Source organism: bacterium, from assembly GCA_026129405.1.
In the GTDB taxonomy this organism is placed as follows: domain Bacteria; phylum Desulfobacterota; class Binatia; order DP-6; family DP-6; genus JAHCID01.
The window spans coordinates 946409-962029 of the sequence record JAHCID010000001.1 but is presented as its reverse complement, the minus strand read 5'-3'; the positions used below and the strand labels follow the sequence as shown (position 1 = coordinate 962029).

Annotated in this window: 11 protein-coding genes; 4 read left to right on the top strand and 7 right to left on the bottom strand. The window is 72.7% G+C overall.

All coding sequences use genetic code 11. The features are described 5' to 3' along the window. Nucleotides 1–234 precede the first annotated feature (234 nt). A complete protein-coding gene (locus KIT14_04345; GenBank protein MCW5889762.1) occupies nucleotides 235–1008 on the bottom strand; it encodes a zinc-dependent peptidase in 774 nt (257 codons plus the stop codon). Between the two features lie 29 nt (nucleotides 1009–1037). After that, a complete protein-coding gene (locus KIT14_04340; GenBank protein ID MCW5889761.1) occupies nucleotides 1038–1871 on the bottom strand; it encodes a PrsW family intramembrane metalloprotease in 834 nt (277 codons plus the stop codon). A gap of 111 nt (nucleotides 1872–1982) precedes the next feature. On the opposite strand from KIT14_04340, the gene lysM reads away from it, so the two are divergent. Beyond that, nucleotides 1983–2447, top strand: coding sequence for a peptidoglycan-binding protein LysM (gene lysM, locus KIT14_04335; protein ID MCW5889760.1), 465 nt, complete (start codon nucleotides 1983–1985; stop codon nucleotides 2445–2447). A 9-nt stretch (nucleotides 2448–2456) separates the two neighbouring features. Here lysM and KIT14_04330 read toward each other — a convergent pair whose 3' ends face one another. Next, the gene (locus KIT14_04330) at nucleotides 2457–3464 is read right to left on the bottom strand and encodes an isocitrate/isopropylmalate dehydrogenase family protein (GenBank protein ID MCW5889759.1); all 1008 of its coding nucleotides are present in this window, start codon (nucleotides 3462–3464) and stop codon (nucleotides 2457–2459) included. A gap of 295 nt (nucleotides 3465–3759) precedes the next feature. Here KIT14_04330 and KIT14_04325 point away from each other — a divergent pair, with 295 nt between their 5' ends. Next, a complete protein-coding gene (locus KIT14_04325; protein ID MCW5889758.1) occupies nucleotides 3760–4662 on the top strand; it encodes a hypothetical protein in 903 nt (300 codons plus the stop codon). Between the two features lie 81 nt (nucleotides 4663–4743). Here the strand turns inward: KIT14_04325 and KIT14_04320 are convergent, their stop codons facing one another. The 3 genes from KIT14_04320 to KIT14_04310 form a co-directional block, all read right to left on the bottom strand. Next, a complete protein-coding gene (locus tag KIT14_04320; GenBank protein MCW5889757.1) occupies nucleotides 4744–6042 on the bottom strand; it encodes a thrombospondin type 3 repeat-containing protein in 1299 nt (432 codons plus the stop codon). Nucleotides 6043–6151: 109 nt separating this feature from the next. After that, a complete protein-coding gene (locus KIT14_04315) occupies nucleotides 6152–8347 on the bottom strand; it encodes a hypothetical protein (GenBank protein MCW5889756.1) in 2196 nt (731 codons plus the stop codon). A gap of 275 nt (nucleotides 8348–8622) precedes the next feature. Next, on the bottom strand, nucleotides 8623–10845 hold the full coding sequence (locus tag KIT14_04310; GenBank protein MCW5889755.1) for a hypothetical protein: 2223 nt from the start codon (nucleotides 10843–10845) through the stop codon (nucleotides 8623–8625). A 192-nt stretch (nucleotides 10846–11037) separates the two neighbouring features. Here KIT14_04310 and KIT14_04305 point away from each other — a divergent pair, with 192 nt between their 5' ends. Further along, a complete protein-coding gene (locus KIT14_04305; protein ID MCW5889754.1) occupies nucleotides 11038–11745 on the top strand; it encodes an iron-containing redox enzyme family protein in 708 nt (235 codons plus the stop codon). A gap of 106 nt (nucleotides 11746–11851) precedes the next feature. Further along, nucleotides 11852–13174: an OpgC domain-containing protein gene (opgC, locus tag KIT14_04300; GenBank protein MCW5889753.1), complete on the top strand. Its 1323-nt coding sequence runs from the start codon at nucleotides 11852–11854 to the stop codon at nucleotides 13172–13174. A gap of 144 nt (nucleotides 13175–13318) precedes the next feature. Here the strand turns inward: opgC and KIT14_04295 are convergent, their stop codons facing one another. Then, nucleotides 13319–15619, bottom strand: a complete 2301-nt coding sequence (locus KIT14_04295) for a DNA polymerase II (protein ID MCW5889752.1) — start codon at nucleotides 15617–15619, stop codon at nucleotides 13319–13321. Nucleotides 15620–15621: the final 2 nt, after the last annotated feature.

Below are 15621 nucleotides of genomic sequence, written 5' to 3'. Positions count from 1 at the left end.
GGTGCCGCGTGGAGGAGGTGCGACGGGCTACCCCGTCCCGGCCGAGCGACATCACCTGTCGCCGTCGCCGCCGCGGAGCCCGCGCACGCCACCAGCGGGCGCGCCGCCGGCCTATGGGCGTCGATTCCGTGCCGCAGCGTCATCGCCGTGCCGGCCGGCGTCCAAGTCGGCGATCCGCCGATCCGGCCCGTCGCACGGCCGCGTACGGCGCGCGGCGCCGCACCGTCCCGGGGGTCAATCCGCGCCGGCGAACGCCGCCGGGTCCTGGGCGTAGAACACGCGCAGCTCTTCGTACAGCTCGGGATGCTTGGCCCGCAGCTGGCGCGACTTCTCGAAGAAGCATTCCGACGCCACCGCGAAGAACTCGGCGGGATTCGTCGCCCCGTAGTGGTCGAGGACCGACACGCGCCCGGCGGCCGCGTCGGCGCGCAGGGCGTCGTACTCGGCCGAGAGGACGCGCGCCCAGGCGACGTACATGCTCCGGCGCGGCAGCGGCGGTGCGCCGTCACCGGCGCCGTCCTCCTGGTCGAGCTGGTGCGCGAACTCGTGCAGCACGACGTTGTGGCCGTCGTGCACGTCGGCGGCGCCGGCGAGAACGTCGTCCCACGACAGCACGACGACGCCGCGCACCCAGGATTCGCCCAGCCGGGCACTGGCTCCCTCGTGCACGATGCCGTCGGGCCCCAGCTCCAGTACGGGCGCGACGTACGCGTGGGGATAGACGAGGATGCTGGAGCACTCGGGATAGTAGTCGGTCTCCCGGTGCAGGAGCAGAACGCACGCCTGCGCGGCGATGGTGACCCGGATCTCGTCGCTCAGCTCGAGCCCGCCGCAGCCCTCGAACCGCTTCTCGGCCAGGAATACCTGCACGTGCCCCAGCAGCTCGCGCTGATCCTCCGCCGACAGCCGCCGATGGATGGCGACGTTACGCGCGATGATCTCGCGCCACGCGTCGGGCACCGGGGTCGCCCGCAGCCGCGCGCGACGCCGGCGCCGCAAGCCGAACATGCCTGCGTGCTACCACGGAGCCGTCGGGCTCACGAATCGCGCGGCCCGCGTCGTGACGCCAGCCACGCGAGCCCTGCACCCGGCGCCGTGAATGCGAGCGTCACGAGCAAGACCGCGGGGGGCGGCCATCGGCGCGGCGGCCGCGCGCAGCCGAGGGCCGGAAACCCCGGGCCGCAGAGCGCCTGCATGACGAGGACCGAGCCGACGGCGTTCCAGGCGACGTGCTGCCCGACCGCGGCGGCGATCCCGACGGCCCCAACCGCGATCCGCGCGACGGAACCCGCCGGCGCCGCGAGCGCCCAGCCGAGCCCGACCCCGGTCGCGGCCGCGAACACCGCATGCACCGGCCCGCCGACGAGGCCGCGCACGGCGATGCCCTGCTCCAGGCCCGGCCATCCGCCCTGGAGCGCCGCCAGTGCGAGGTACTGGAGGTTCTCGTGCCAGGTGAATCCGAGGCCGACGAGCGCGCCCCAGACGAGGCCGGCGCGCGGCCCATCGAACGCCTCGCGGCGCAGCGCGACGACGAGCGCGAGGACGAGCCCCTTCGCGGTCTCCTCGACGAGCGGCCCGACGAGGATCGGCACGCGTCCCGCGCCGAGCGCCCCCCGGGCGAGCGCGACCTCGTTCGCGCCCGCGGCCAGCGACGCGGCCAGCACGGCGCCGCCGAGAAGCGTCGCGGCGACGACGTCCCATGGGGGGCGCCGCCGCCCCGCCGCGAGCAGTACGACGAGCGTCCACGCCAGCGCCGGCCCACTCGCCGCCGCCAGGACGAGGCCGGGGGTCGACGCCGCGCCGAGCGCCGCGCCCGCCGCCAGCGCGGCGACGAGGAGCCGGAGAGCGATGTGCGGGGGGCGAGGGGGCATTGACCTGAGCCGGCGAACTGGGCGACTCCGGTACCCGAACATCGGTCGCTTTCCCACGCTGCTGGGGAGCGACGTCGCCGTCCAGGCACTCGATCGACACGGGAGGCCACGATGGGATTGATCGACTTCGTGATGAGCGCCGGCGAGAAGCTCTTCGGCGGCGAGGCGACGGCGGCGGCTCCGCCGCCCGACGAGGCCGTGCTCTCGAAGCGCGCCACCGCCCTCGAGGCGCACGTGCGCGGCCTCGGCCTCGCCGCGGACGACCTCAAGATCAAGGTCGCCGGCGACACCGCCGTGGTGAAGGGCCGGGTCGCCAGCCAGGAGGTACGCGAGAAGATCGTGCTCGCGATCGGCAACACGGCCGGCATCGCGCGCGTCGACGACCGGCTCGAGGTCACCGCCGCCGCGCCCGAAGCCCGCTACGTCACCGTGCAGAAGGGCGACACGCTCTCGAAGATCTCGAAGACCGTCTACGGCGACGCCAACCGCTACCAGAAGATCTTCGAGGCGAACCGCCCGATGCTGAAGGACCCGGACAAGATCTATCCGGGTCAGGTGCTGCGCATCCCGGAGTGACGGCCCCGGTCAGAGCTTGGCGATCACGGCGTCCGTGAAGGCGGTGCACGTCGCGCTGCCGCCGAGGTCGCGCGTGCGCACACGGCCGTCCTCGAGCACGGCATTGTAGGCGCTCTTGATGCGCTCGGCGATGGCCTCCTCGTGGAGGTGGTTCAGCATCATCACGCCGCTCATGAGACAGGCCAGCGGATTGGCGACGTCCTGCCCGGCGATGTCGGGCGCCGAGCCGTGCACGGCCTCGAAGACCGCCGCGTCCTCGCCGATGTTGGCGCCCGGCACCACGCCGAGACCGCCGACCAGACCGGCGCAGAGGTCGCTCACGAGATCGCCGTAGAGGTTCTCCATGAGGAGGACGTCGAAGCGCGTCGGATCCTGCACGAGCTTCATGCAGCCGGCGTCGATGATCGTCTCCTCGTAGGCGATGTTCGGGTACTCCTCCTCGTAGATCGTGCGCGCGCAGTTGAGGAAGAGGCCGTCCGTCAGCTTCATGATGTTCGCCTTGTGGAACACCGTGATCTTCGCGCGGTGGCGGCGGGTGGCATAGCGGAACGCGAAGCGCGCGATGCGCGTGCAACCCTTCTCGCTGGCGACCTTGAGCGACGTGACCACCCCCGGGATCACCTCGTTCTCGATGCCGCTGTAGAGGCCCTCGGTGTTCTCGCGCACGATCACGAGGTCGACGCCGTCGTAGCGTGACGCCACGCCGGGCAGGTTCCGGACCGGGCGCACGGCGGCATACAGGTCGAGCTTCTGGCGGAGCTGGACGTTGACGCTGCGGAATCCCTTGCCCACCGGCGTGGTCACCGGCCCCTTCAGCGCCACCTTGTGGGTGCGGATCGCCGTGAGCGTCTCGTCCGGCAGGACGTCGGCGTGTCCCTGCTCGACGGCCGTGGCGCCGGCCGGGACCTCGATCCAGCCGGCGTCGAACCCGGCCGCGTCGAGGACGCGCCGCGTGGCCTTCGTGACCTCCGGACCGATCCCGTCACCCGCGATCAGCACCACCGTATGCTTCGCCATGGCTCTCCTCTTTGCCCCCGGGCAACCGCCGCTCACCATACGCGCGTCGTGTTCCACGGAACAGCGCACGGCAACCCGCAGGGCGTCGCGGCACCGGGCGGGGAGGGAAGCGTCGCCCGAATGATGGCGCCCGACAGATTTGTCCGCCGCCACGCGCAGGGCTCACGGCAGGTGCCTGTGCGCCGGCGCGCAAACGTGCGTCGCACGCGGGAAATCCGCAGCCTCCGCAATGGCACGCGTCTTGGACTGGGCCCCTCCGGCGCTCGCAACACTTCATCGACGGAGGAGAACTCGAATGCGCAGGACGTGGAAGACGCTCACGATCGGATTGGCTCTGGGGCTCGGCATCAGTGCGGCACATGCGGCGGAGGAGCCCTTCGCCGATCTCGACAACAACGGTGTCTTCTCGGAAGGCGACGTTCGGATCGGCAAGGCGCTGGCCAACGACGGCCAGTTCTCGACCGACAGGGCCGAGGCCAACTACAAGCCCCCGCTCGGCCCGGTGAGTGTCGTGTTCCCTGGAAAGTTCGTTTCCAAGAAGCGGGCGCTGATCGTCAAGGCGTCCGGCAACATCATCGTCAACGGCGACCTCTCCGCCTCGGGCTCCGGCGGCGTCATCTTCCTCGTGTCGAGCGGCGGGTCCGTACGCATCGGCGACGGGGTTCGCTTCACGACGGACAGCATCCTCCAGGTGGTCGGCATGCAGGACGTGACGGTCGGCGGCCGCTGCAACCTGCGCAGCAAGAGCGGCTCGTTCGCGATGGTGTCGATCGCCTCGCAGGAGGGCGACGTGACGGTCGGCGACGGCTGCCAGCTGGGCGCCGGGGGCATGGTCGAGGTCACCACCGGCGACCTCACCGGCGGCAACGTGCGCATCGGCAAGGGCTCGCGCCTGGTCGCCGGCAGCGGCTCGCTGCGCGTCACCGCGGGCGGCGACCTCCAGGTGACGGACTCGACGCTCAACGGCCGCGACGTCCTCATGGGCTCGCACCGCAGCACGCGCACCAGCCGCAGCGCCGGCAAGGCGGGTCCGGGCTACGCCTCGATCCGCGGCAGCCAGATCCGCAGCAGCGGCGACGGCTCGGTGCACCTGTTCGCGAGCGGCGGCAACGGCAGCACGCTCGACATCACCAAGACGTCGGTGAAGTCGAAGTCCCGCAACGGCGTGCGCTACGACGCCGACGTCATCGTGCGCTGACCTCCGTCCGAACGTCCCGAACGCCGCCGGCCGCCGGATCCGTACGGATCCGGCGGCCGCGTGCGTTCTACCGGGACGCCGCTAGCGGATCTGGCGCGAGGCGACGACGACCTCGCCGCTGGCGGCGAGCAGCGTCATGCGGAATCCCGACGAGACCTCGCTGCGCTGGTGGGCGCGGTCGACCTCGAGGATGAAGCGCTGGAGCGCGGCCTGGAGCTGCCCGATGCGCTTCGGGAGCTTCCGGCCTCCGCGGCGCAGCTCGTTGCGCGTGAGCGCCGCGAACTTGTCGCACTTCTTGAGCGCCTTCATGAGCGGCGAGCGGCGCTTCTTCAGGCGCAGCGACAGGTCGACCGCCGGCGCACCGACGACCGTCGCCCGTAGCGCGTCGAGCTTGCACAGGACGCCGTCGATCGAGATCGCGTCGGTGTAGGTGCAGCCGATCGCGGGGATGCAGGCGTCGGTCGTGCAGGCGTTGCCGTCGTTGCAGTCGAGCCGCGAGCAGGGGCAGCCGCTCGGGTCCGCGCCCTCGCCGGGGTCGGCGGGGCAGAAGTCGCAGGCGTCGCCGAGCCCGTCGTGATCGCTGTCCGCCTGGTCCGGATTCGGCGCCGAGGTGCAGTTGTCGCAGGCGTCGCCGACGCCGTCGCCGTCGCCGTCGTGCTGGCCGCCGTTGGCGACGCCGGGGCAATTGTCGCAGGCGTCGCCCGCGCCGTCGTCGTCGCTGTCGGTCTGATCCGGGTTGGCGACGCTCGGACAGTTGTCGAGGAACACGATCCGGCTCGGATGGCTCGTGGCGTCGTAGCGCAGCGAGACCTGCTTGGCGCCGCCGCAGCGGTTCAGGACCGTCACCTCGAACCCGAGCTGGTCGCCCACGGCCAGCGTGCGGCTTGCCGGCGTTCCCTGGATCGCGATCGGAATCTCCAGACGCGGCGACGGGCTGCTGTTCTTCGGCGGCAGCGAGGCGTTGGTCAGCGCGCCCGAGCCCAGCACGACACGCTCCCCGCTGGCCGTCTTGCGCAGCAGGGTCACGGTCACGTCCGCGCAGCCGGAGATGCCCTGCGTCCCGCTGCCGAGGAAGACGGTCACCTGCGCCTGCCCGACGTTCACCTTGAGCGGACCGGCCGCGGGGAGACCGAGGAACGGCCCGAGCACGAGGTTGTTGCGGTCCGACACCGAGGTCGCGATCTCGTACGCGTTCGACCGCGTGGGCGCGGTCGGCAGCAGCTGGAGGATCGAGGACGTCGCCCCACGCCGCAGGTACAGCGTGGTGTCGTCGGGCGCGGCGTGGACGGCGGATGCGAGCCCGGCGAGGGCCAGCGTCACGGCGGAGGCGAGGACGCGCTGCTTCATCGGGGCCGGAGGAGAGCAACGGGCATGCCGCATGGGCCCGTTCGGCCATCTGTGATTCCGCGACCTTGGACGTACGCCATCTCGCCCCGATCGTGCATGATCGCCCGACCGGGAGCCGCTGACCGTGCGTTGCAGCGAGCTCTCAGCTGCTGGAGCGCAGCCCGTCGAGCGCCCCGCCCACCCGCAACGTCAGCGCCTGCAGGACTTCGGCGAGGTCGGCCCGCACCTTCCCCTTGCGCGCCGCCTTGCGCACCGCGCGCTCGAACGCCCGCAGCTGGCTCCGCGCCCGCCGCAGCTTCGGCTTCGGCTTCTTCGCCGTCGTCGCCTGGCCGAGCGCGCTGTCGGCGCGGTCGAGGAGCTTCCCGAGCCTGGTCACCAGCCGGACGCCGCCCAGCTCGTCCGCCGGGTGCGTCGCCAGCACCTCGTCGAGCGCGACGAGCCCGCAGCGCGCCGCCTCCTGGTTCGTGACCGGGGCGTCGCACGGGTCGGGCGGCAGCGTCGTCGTGGTGCTCGCGGGCGGCGCGGTGGTGGTGGTCGTCGTCGCCGGCGTCGTCGTGGTCGTGGGCTCGCCACCCAACGTGGTGGTGGTCGTGGTCGCGGCCGGCGGCTCGGTCGTGGTCGTCGTCGTGCCGCCCGGGGGTGCGGTCGTCGTCGTCGTCGAGCCTTGCGGCACGGTGGTCGACGTCGTCGTGGTCTGCGACAGCGTGGTGGTGGTCGTCGTGATCGGCGGCGCGGTGGTGGAGGTCGTCGTCGGGGGCGGCGCGGTGGTCGTCGTGGTGGTGCCCGGCGGCAGCGTGGTGGTCGTCGCCTGGCAGGCGGCGCCGCAGCAGGGCAGCTCGGGGAGGTCGTCGTCCACGTAGGTGAGGGGCGGGTTGATCTCGAAGGTGGCCCCGTTGACCTGACAGCCGGGAACGCCGTCGCGCCGCAGCACGCGGTTCTCGCCGGTGGGGGCGAGAAGCCGGCCGCCGATCTCGCAGCTCTGTCCGACGCGCAGCACGTTGTTGCCGAACGGCTGCTCCGGGTCGGTGGCGAAGCCGCCGTTCGTCGCTTCGCTGCGCACGGCTACGCTCGTGCCCCGCATGCGCACGATGCACGCCTGGAGGTCGAGCGCGCCGGCGCCGCCGGCCGAAGTCGTCCCGCCGGCCACGCGCAGCTTGCCGGCCGGCATGACGTCGATCGTGCCCGTGGCGTCGAGATCGATCGTCCCGCCGTAGGCGGTGCTGCTGGCGTCGACCACAGCCGACACCTCGAGAAGGCTCCCCGCGTCGACCCCGAGCCGACCGCCCTGACTGAACGGGCCCGGCCCCTGGAGCGAGACGGCAGCGCCGATGCGGACCTGCCCGCTCGCGGCGATCGCCAGCTCCCCACCGGTGCCGTCGGGGATGTTCGAGGATTGATGCGCGACCAGATCGACCGGCGCGGTGATCGTGACGTCGCCGCCGGCATCGATCGTGACGAGTGCCCCCGAGCCGCCTTCCTCCTGGCTCGCCGAGCCCCGGCCGGCGCCGAAGATGGGGCCTGCGAGCGTGGTGCTGCCGCCCGAGCGGAGCTCGATCTCGCCGCCGGCGCCGTAGGTGCCCGTGGCGTTGACCTCCAGTCTGCCGCCCGGCGCAGCGAGCGCGACGTTGCCCGACTCGCCGATCAGGCTGACCGAGCAGAAGCTGCAGTCGCCGCCCGTCGCCTGGACGGCCGCCGCCACGGTGACCCCGCCCGCGGCGAGGAACGCCACGCCGCCGCCGCTGCCCTCCCCCGAGTCGTTCACCTGGTTGCCGCCGCGGGCGTCGATGCCGCCGGCGACGGTGAGCGATCCGGTCTCGGCGAGCGCCGAGACCTGCCCGCCGAAGCCGAGGCCGTTCGAGGCCCGCACGTTGATGATGCCGAGCGCGATGTAGGTCCCGGCGCGCAGCTCGATGTCCCCGCCCTCGTGGCTTCCGGGCGCCTCGATGCGCGCCGCGGGATGCATGTCGATGCGCCCGCTCGCCGTGACGTCGATCTCCTGGCCGCGCCGGTAGGCGAAGCCCGGGCTGCTGTCGTCGAACTCCGCCGCGGTGATGCGCGCGTCGTTCTGGAAGACGACGTCGTGCACGTTGGTGATGGCGATGCCCACCGGGGTCGTGCCGGGGATGGTCACGCGAGCGCCTGCGGAGAACGTCAGGTCGCGTCCCCCGAGATCGAACCTGGCGCCGCTGGTCAGCGCGCAGGAGCCCGAGACCACGCACGGGTTGGCATTCGCCGCGCACAGCTGCTGCCCGCCGCACTGCGCGCGAGCCGGATCCGCGAACGCCACGCACACGACCACGATCGAAAGCACGAGGGCCCGCAGAGCGCCGATCCGCACGCGCGCATCCCGAGCAACCCGCATGCCCGAAAGCGTACCGCGCACGGGCGTCCGCACGAGGCGGTGCGCTGCGCCGTTGCGCCATCGCGCAGGTCTGCGCCGCGGCCGGGACGATGGGGCACGACGGCTACGACCATCGGGCGACGTCGCAGGCTGGTCCTCCCGACTCGGAAGTCCGTTGCCAGAGGGCGGGTGGGATCGCGTCGTCCGGCGAAGCGCGACGTCGCCGCAGGCGGTCGCCATGGCGAGCAGGAACGCAGCCGGGCGACGCGGGATCAGCGCAGCGTCGCGCGGAGCGAGCCGATCTCGGTCTCGGCGCCGGTCACGAGCACGACCAGCGGCGCCGCGACCGCGGCGGTGATCCTGCCCTTCCGCTCCGCCTTCGAGAGATCACGGGCGAGCATGCGCAGCTCGCGCACGGCGCGCTTGAGGCTCGGCGACACCTTGCGACCCTGACGCGCCCGGTCGAGGAAGCGGCGCGCGCGCGACACGCGTCGTTCGAGTCTGTGCACTGCGCGCGTCCCGCCCAGCTCCTGGGGCGGAGTCTCGACGAAGGTCGCCGACACGAGGTCCAGGCGGCACCCGACCGCGTCGAAACCGACGAGCGGCGCGTCGAGACACGACACCGGCGGTGCGGTGGTGGTCGTGGTCGGGACGGGCGCGGTCGTCGTGGTGGTCGTCGCCGGCGGCGCGAGCGTCGTGGTGGTGCTGCTCACGGTCGTCGACGTGCTCGTCGGGCTCGTCGTCGGCGTCGTGGTGCTGCTCGTGCTCGTCGTGGTGGTCGTCGTCGGGCTCGTCGTCGGCGTCGTGGTGCTGCTCGTGCTCGCCGTGGTGCTCGTCGTACTCGTCGTCGACGTCGTGGTGCTGCTCGTGCTCGCCGTGGTGGACGTCGTCGGGCTCGGGGTGAGCGTCGTGGTGGTCGGCGGCGGCAGCGTGGTCGTGGTCGTCGTCGACGGGGCGACGGTCGTCGTGGTGCTGGCGGGCAGCGTGGTGCTGGTGGTCGTGCTGGACGTGGTCGTCGTGGTGGTGGACGCGAGCGTCGTCGTGGTCGTGGTCGGCAGCGTCGTGGTCGTCGTCGGGACCGGGCAGCCGACGCAGCACGGCAGGTCCGGATTCTGGATGATGATCCGTTGCGGCGACGACGCCCCGGTGACGGTGGGGAACACGTCCCGGTACTCGATCCGGTTCATGGCCGACGCCGTCAGCTTCCCGGCCATGAGCATCGCCGCGCTCGCACGCAGCCGGATGCTGCCGGACGGGAACGGCAGGGTCGGGTCGCCGGTGGCGAGGATGGTCGCGCCGGCCTGCATGGTCAGCGTGCAGCCCGTGACGGCGACCAGACCGCCGATGCCGGTGGACGCCGCGTCCGCGCGGATGGAGCTCGTCGCGGCCAGCGTGACCGCACCGTCGCCGCGGAGGTCGACGTCGCCCGCGAAGTAGCCGCCGCGGGCGTCGGCCGAGCCGGCGAAGGTGAGAGAGCCCGCCGAGGCCACGTCGATCGCGCCGCCGGAGGCCTCCGAGCTCATCCCGCGCGTGGTGATGGCCCCGTTCAACGTCACGGCGGTTCCGCCCTCGATGGAGAGCCCCCCGCCGTCGCCCACCGTCCCGCCGGAGAGATCGACCTTGCCGACCACGGTGACCGCCCCGCCGGCGACGATGCTGAGATCGCCACCGAAGCCGCTGTACTCGAGCGTCCCGTTGGTCGCGCTGACGACGTCGCCGTCGAGAACCACGTCGCGCAAGGCCGCCACCTCGACGATGCCGCCGGCCCCGCCGAAGGACATCGCGGTCGCGTCGATGTCGCCGGCGGCGGTGGTCTTCACGTCGAGGCCGGCGTCGAGCAGGAGGCTGCCGCCTTCCTGCCCGCGCACGTCGATCGGGCTGCGCAGCGTGATGCTCCCGTTCGCCGTGATGTCGACGCTGCCGCCGTAGGCCGAGTCGCCGGAGCCGGCGGACGCGTTGATCACGTTCGGGATCCCGCTCGTCCCGAGATCGACGTCGCCGCCCGCGACGATGGACACCTGGCCGCCGTCGGCGGTGCTCACGCCCCCGTTGTTCGCGACCAGACGTCCCACGGCGAGCACGTCGCCTGCGAGCGTCGCGAGCTCGATGATGCCGCCCCCGGACCCCGAGGCGACGTCGATGCGACTGCTGGCGGCGAGGGTGATGCTGCCGAGCGCACGCAGCGTCACGCTGCTCGGCCAGCCGCCGTTGTTCAGGATGCGCGCGTTCTGCTCCAGCGTGATGCTCGCCGCGTTGACGATCTCGAGGGCGCCGCCGCCGCTCACCTGGAGCTGACGGCCGGACGCGATGGTGAGCGCGCGACCGCCGAGATCGCAGGTCGTCACCGGCGCGGTGAACGTCACGTTGGCGTTCACCACGCAGGGACCGGCGCCCGCGGCGCAGAGCGAGGTCGCGCCACACTGCGCAGCCGCAGAGCGCGCCCCGAGGAGCAGCACCATGACGAGCAGGGCGACGAGCGGGCGGAGCGGGCGCATGGAAAACGAAATCGCGCTCTCCGTAGCGCCCCGATGCGTCCGTGCGCAACCCGTTCGCAGCCGCCTTGGGGTCCGCCGCGGCGCTCGCCCGTCCGTCCCCGGATGGCCGTGGTTCGGCGGGATGCGTACGACGCGACGCGGCCGGCGCCCGGACCTCTTGTCGCCGCGCGGCCGGTGGCGCTAGAGGGCCCCATGGCGACGGCGACGCTTCCCACCCCGCGCGAGTTCCTCGACGAGTGCATCGAGTTCAAACGCACGCAGCCCGCGCCGGGACGGCTTTTCATGGCCCTGCTGCAGGGCACGCTGACGCGCCCGCAGCTCGTCGCTTGGGCGAAGGACATGTACCACTTCGTCCAGCCGGGCATCCCGGCGCTCACCGCGTGGCTGGCGCACGCGCCGACGACGGTCGAGCGCGACAGCGCCCGTCTCATCGCCCGCAATCTCGCCGGCGAGCTCGGCTTCCTCCAGGAGGCCGACCACCGTGACCTCTACGTGAAGTTCCTCGGCGGGCTCGGCGTCGGCGAGGACGAGGCACGCGCGCACCTGCCGCTGCCGACCACCATCGGTGCCGCCTGCGCGCTCGGAGCCTTCTGCCGCTCGTCGTTCGAGGAGGGACTCGGCAGCTTCGGGCTGGGGCTCGAGCTCCAGGTGCCCGGGCGACCGAACGGCGCGGCGATGATCGCGCGCGGCCTCGGCCGCTACGACATCCCGGAGGACGCCCTCGAGTTCTATCGCATCCACGTCGAGGCCGAGGAGGAGCACGGCGCCAACGCCGAAGCCGCGCTGGCGCCGTTCGTGCAATCCGCCAATCAGCAGGCGCTCATCCGTCATGCGTTCCGCTGGACGGCCACCGCGCTCTCCGGCATGCAGCGCGGTTTCGACGCCTATCTCGACGCTTGAGACATCTCGTCCTTCCGCAGGTACGCGCGACACGCTAGGGTCGTTCCCGGAGCCGATCCAGCGGCGACGGGGGCGGTGGCGATGGGACGGGCGGCTCCGCGACGACGTGCCCACCCCCACCGCAACCCGCTTCCGCGATCAACGCCTCGACGTCTGGCGCGGTCTCTGTCTCGTCGACGTCGTGCTCGTCCACCTGGCGTTCGCGGGCATCGGCTTCCCCGAGCCGCTCGACAGCGCGGTGAAGCACTGGTTCCGCTTCGCGGCGGGCGGCTTCGTCTTCCTCGCGGGGATGACGGTCGCCACCGTCTTCGCGCCGCAGGTGCGGCGCTCGCCCGCCGATCGCCGGCGTGCCTACCAGCGACTCTGGCGCCGCGCAGCACTGCTGGCGGCGCTCGAGATCGGCGCCGCCCTCGCCTACCGGCTCATCGACCCGCTGCGCTACTATCCGACCTCGCCCGCACCCTTCTCGCTCGACGACGTCGTGGCCCTGGTGCTGTGGCAGCGGCCGGGCGTGACCGGCGGCATCCTCCTCCTCTACGCGCTCATCCTCGGCGCCATGCCCGCCGTGTTCGAGGTCTGGCGGCGCTTCGGCAACCTGCCGATCGCGCTCGCGAGCGCCGGACTCTACGTCGCCGCGGTGGCCACCGACGGCGCGCACTGGCCGCGCGGCGAGTTCCCGGTGATCTGGTGGCAGCCGATCTTCTTCGCCGGCTTCCTCTCGGCCGACGTCTACGCGAGCATGCGCGCGCGGCCGCGCCTGGCGCTCGCCTGGGCGATGGGCGGCACCGCGGCGTTCATGGTGGCGTTCCTCGGCTACAACGGCCCGAGCCTCGGGATCACCATCGTCGCCGAGCGGCTGCCGCTCGACTTCGCGAAGAACCCGCTGCGCCCCGGGGCTCTACTCTGGTACCTCGCCATCACCCAGGTGGTGCTCGCCTGGACGCAGGTCGCCTGGCAGCGTCTCGACGGCGGCCGGGTGGCAGGGGTCCTCGCGCTCCTCGGACGACACAGCCTGCTCGTCTACACCGCGCACGTGTTCACCGAGGTGCCGGTGCTCGAGGTCGCCTGGGTCTGGTGGCCGTCGGCGGCGGTGCGCACCGCCCTGGCCGGCCTCGACCTCGTGGCGCTCGTCGCACTCTGCGTCCTGGTCGAAAGCCGCGTCGCCCTGCCGTCCCTGGTCGCATGGTCACGCGAGCTGCCGTGGGCCCGCCTGGCTCGCGTGGGCGCGACGGCAGCCGCCGGCGCCGCGATCGTCTCGACGATCTGGCTGCACGACCCGAACACCTCGGGCCTCCAGCTCACCGACCTCGACCCTGCGGCGGCGCCCGAGCTGCGCGACGAGCCCGCCGTCTCCGTGGAGCCGGGCGACGCCGTCTCCGAGGAGCCGAGCGAGGTCCTGTCCATGAATCTCGAGGACGCCGTCGGATAGCTGCGACGCGAACCGGACCGACCGCCGCGCGCCCGCGTCGACACGACCGAGCTCACCCGGACGGACGGCGGTGTGCCGACGCATCCCCCGCGTCGCTCGCGAGCCGCTTCGGCCTCGCGAGCGTCGCCGGCGGCCGTAGCGTCCTCAGAATAGCGACAGCTGTCGCCGCAGCCCCGCCAGGTCGTCGAAGTCCGGGCCCTCGAGGAAGCGCAGCACCGCGTCCGCGATCGGCTTCAGCTGCTGGGTCACGTAGTGATCGTGGTCCGGCGGCGCCGTCAGCGCGCCCTCGGGCTCGGGGCCGTTGCGCGTCACCACATAGGTCACGATGCGGCCGGCGTCACCCTCGCTGCGCTTGCGGGCGGCCTTCACGTGGGCGGGCGTGATCTTGGTGTAGCTCTCGAGAGGCTTGCGCACCGCCTTTCGATAGGTGAGGCGGTCGTCGAAGGTGCCGGCGCGCAGGTCGGCGACGAAGCGGCGCACGAAGTCGGCCGGCGGGCGGTCGCGCAGCACCAGGCCGAGCAGCTCGCGCTGGAAGTGGCGGGCGACCTCGCTCCAATCGCGACGCACGGCCTCGAGGCCGACGATCTCGAGCTTCTCGCCGGTGAGGCCGGCGTAGCGCTTCTTGCTGCCGGTGGCGCCGCCGCGGATCTCGGGCATGAAGAAGCGGGCGTAGACCTTCTCGAACTCCAGCTCGAGCCAGCTGCGGACGCCGAAGTCGCGCTCGAGGCTGCTCGCGACGGCGGCTTCGATGGTCGCGCGCAGCGCGGTGCCGCGAGCGGTGGCGGCGGCCGTGTCGGGCTCGCCGACGTCGAGGAAGAGCGAGTCGGTGTCGCCGTAGACGACGCTCGCGCCCGCGGCCTCCGCCGCCGAGGCCGCGAGGCGGATCACATGCTGGCCGGCGACCGTGATCGCGTTGGCGACGGCGGGCGAGAACAGGCGCGACGCCGGCGCGCCCAGCACGCCGAAGAGCGAGTTCATGAGGATCTTCGTCGCCTGGGCGCCGATCGCGTCGCCGGCAGCGCGGGCGGCGGCACGTTCCTCCCAGAGACGGGCGACCAGCTCGGGCAGGATGCCGGGCTCGTCGCAGCGGAACGCGGCGCCCGACGGCGTGCGGCGCAGGTCGGCGCCGGGTGCGGGATCGGCGACGTGGGTAAGCGGATCGATGTCGAAGGTGCGGATGAGGCTCGGGTAGAGGCTCTTGAAGTCGAAGACGAGGATGTTGCGGTAGAGGCCGGGGCGGGACTCGAGGACGAGGCCGCCGGTGATGCCGGCCGCGTCGGCGGCGCGCGAGCCGTCGACCGACGGCGCCACGCGGCCGCGTTTGCGCAGCGCGCGCAGGTAGAGCGAGTCGACCGCGGCGATCTGCGCGCTGACGCGGTCGAGCTGCATGCCGGTCATGGCGCTGCGCCGCACCGTCAGCTCGACGAGGTGCGTGCGGCCAAGCAGCTCGAGGACGAGGCGGGCGTCTTCGAGATTGTACGCCGCGAGGTGCGCGGGGTCGGTGGCGTAGGCGTCGGCGATCGCGGCACCGCGGTGGTCGGGGCCGAGCAGCTTGCCCTTGCCGAGCAGCGTGCGGGCGGCGGTCTCGAGGCGGTAGTCGTCGAGACGCAGATAAGCGCTGCGCAGCAGCGCGAGGCCGTCGAGGACGACGCGGCCCTCCAGCACGGCGCGCGCCTCGCGCGTGAAGCTCTGGTCGCGCTGCAGCACCAGCTCCTCGTCGCCGCGGCCGAGCATCAGCGTGCGGCCGTGCCGATGGGCGATGCGCAGCAACACGGTGAGGTCGAAGTCGCAGACGTTCCAGCCCGTCAGCACGTCGGGATCGACGGCGCGCACGTGGGCGAGGAAGCGGTCGAGGCACGCCACCTCGTCGGCGACCACCTCGGCGCCGGCGACCGGACGGTCGTACACCATCCATACCCGCTCGCCGCCGTGGCCTGCGACCGCGATCGACCACAGGCGGCTGCCGTCGAGGCTGGTCTCGATGTCGAGCGAGAGCGTGCGCAGGGTCGGGAGGAACTCGGCGGGCGCGAGCGTCGGGTTGGTGTAGACACGGCCGACGCCGGGGCGGGTCTCGAACGGACCGTCGACCGTGAACGACCCGCGCAGGTCGCGGTCGATGAGGAAGCGGTAGGCGAAGCGGAGGTCGGCCTCGAAGCACTCGACGCCCACGCCGGCGAGACGGCGGCGCAGGTGCGGGAGGTCGGCCGGCGTCGGCACCTCGAGGCGCGACATGGGCGCGCCCGCGAAGCTCGTGAGCCCGGTCGCGACCACGGTCGCGCCGCGCACCGCCGTCGCGTCGTCGGTGCGGACGAAGCAGTACGGCGTCAGTCGATCGTCGACGATGAGCGCCGGCTCGCCGTCCTCGAGGACGCTCCACAGGTGGACGGCCGGCCGGCCCGCGCGCACGCGGTAGGTGGGCGTGAGGACGAAGCCGCGCGCGGACACGG

What these genes read in the sequence shown, in the direction of transcription:
- KIT14_04330 (MCW5889759.1), bottom strand. Translation starts at nt 3,464, where the DNA reads ATGGCGAAGCATACGGTGGTGCTGATCGCGGGTGACGGGATCGGTCCG.
- lysM (MCW5889760.1), top strand. Translation starts at nt 1,983, where the DNA reads ATGGGATTGATCGACTTCGTGATGAGCGCCGGCGAGAAGCTCTTCGGC.
- KIT14_04310 (MCW5889755.1), bottom strand. Translation starts at nt 10,845, where the DNA reads ATGCGCCCGCTCCGCCCGCTCGTCGCCCTGCTCGTCATGGTGCTGCTC.
- KIT14_04340 (MCW5889761.1), bottom strand. Translation starts at nt 1,871, where the DNA reads ATGCCCCCTCGCCCCCCGCACATCGCTCTCCGGCTCCTCGTCGCCGCG.
- KIT14_04320 (MCW5889757.1), bottom strand. Translation starts at nt 6,042, where the DNA reads ATGCGGCATGCCCGTTGCTCTCCTCCGGCCCCGATGAAGCAGCGCGTC.
- KIT14_04345 (MCW5889762.1), bottom strand. Translation starts at nt 1,008, where the DNA reads ATGTTCGGCTTGCGGCGCCGGCGTCGCGCGCGGCTGCGGGCGACCCCG.
- KIT14_04325 (MCW5889758.1), top strand. Translation starts at nt 3,760, where the DNA reads ATGCGCAGGACGTGGAAGACGCTCACGATCGGATTGGCTCTGGGGCTC.
- KIT14_04305 (MCW5889754.1), top strand. Translation starts at nt 11,038, where the DNA reads ATGGCGACGGCGACGCTTCCCACCCCGCGCGAGTTCCTCGACGAGTGC.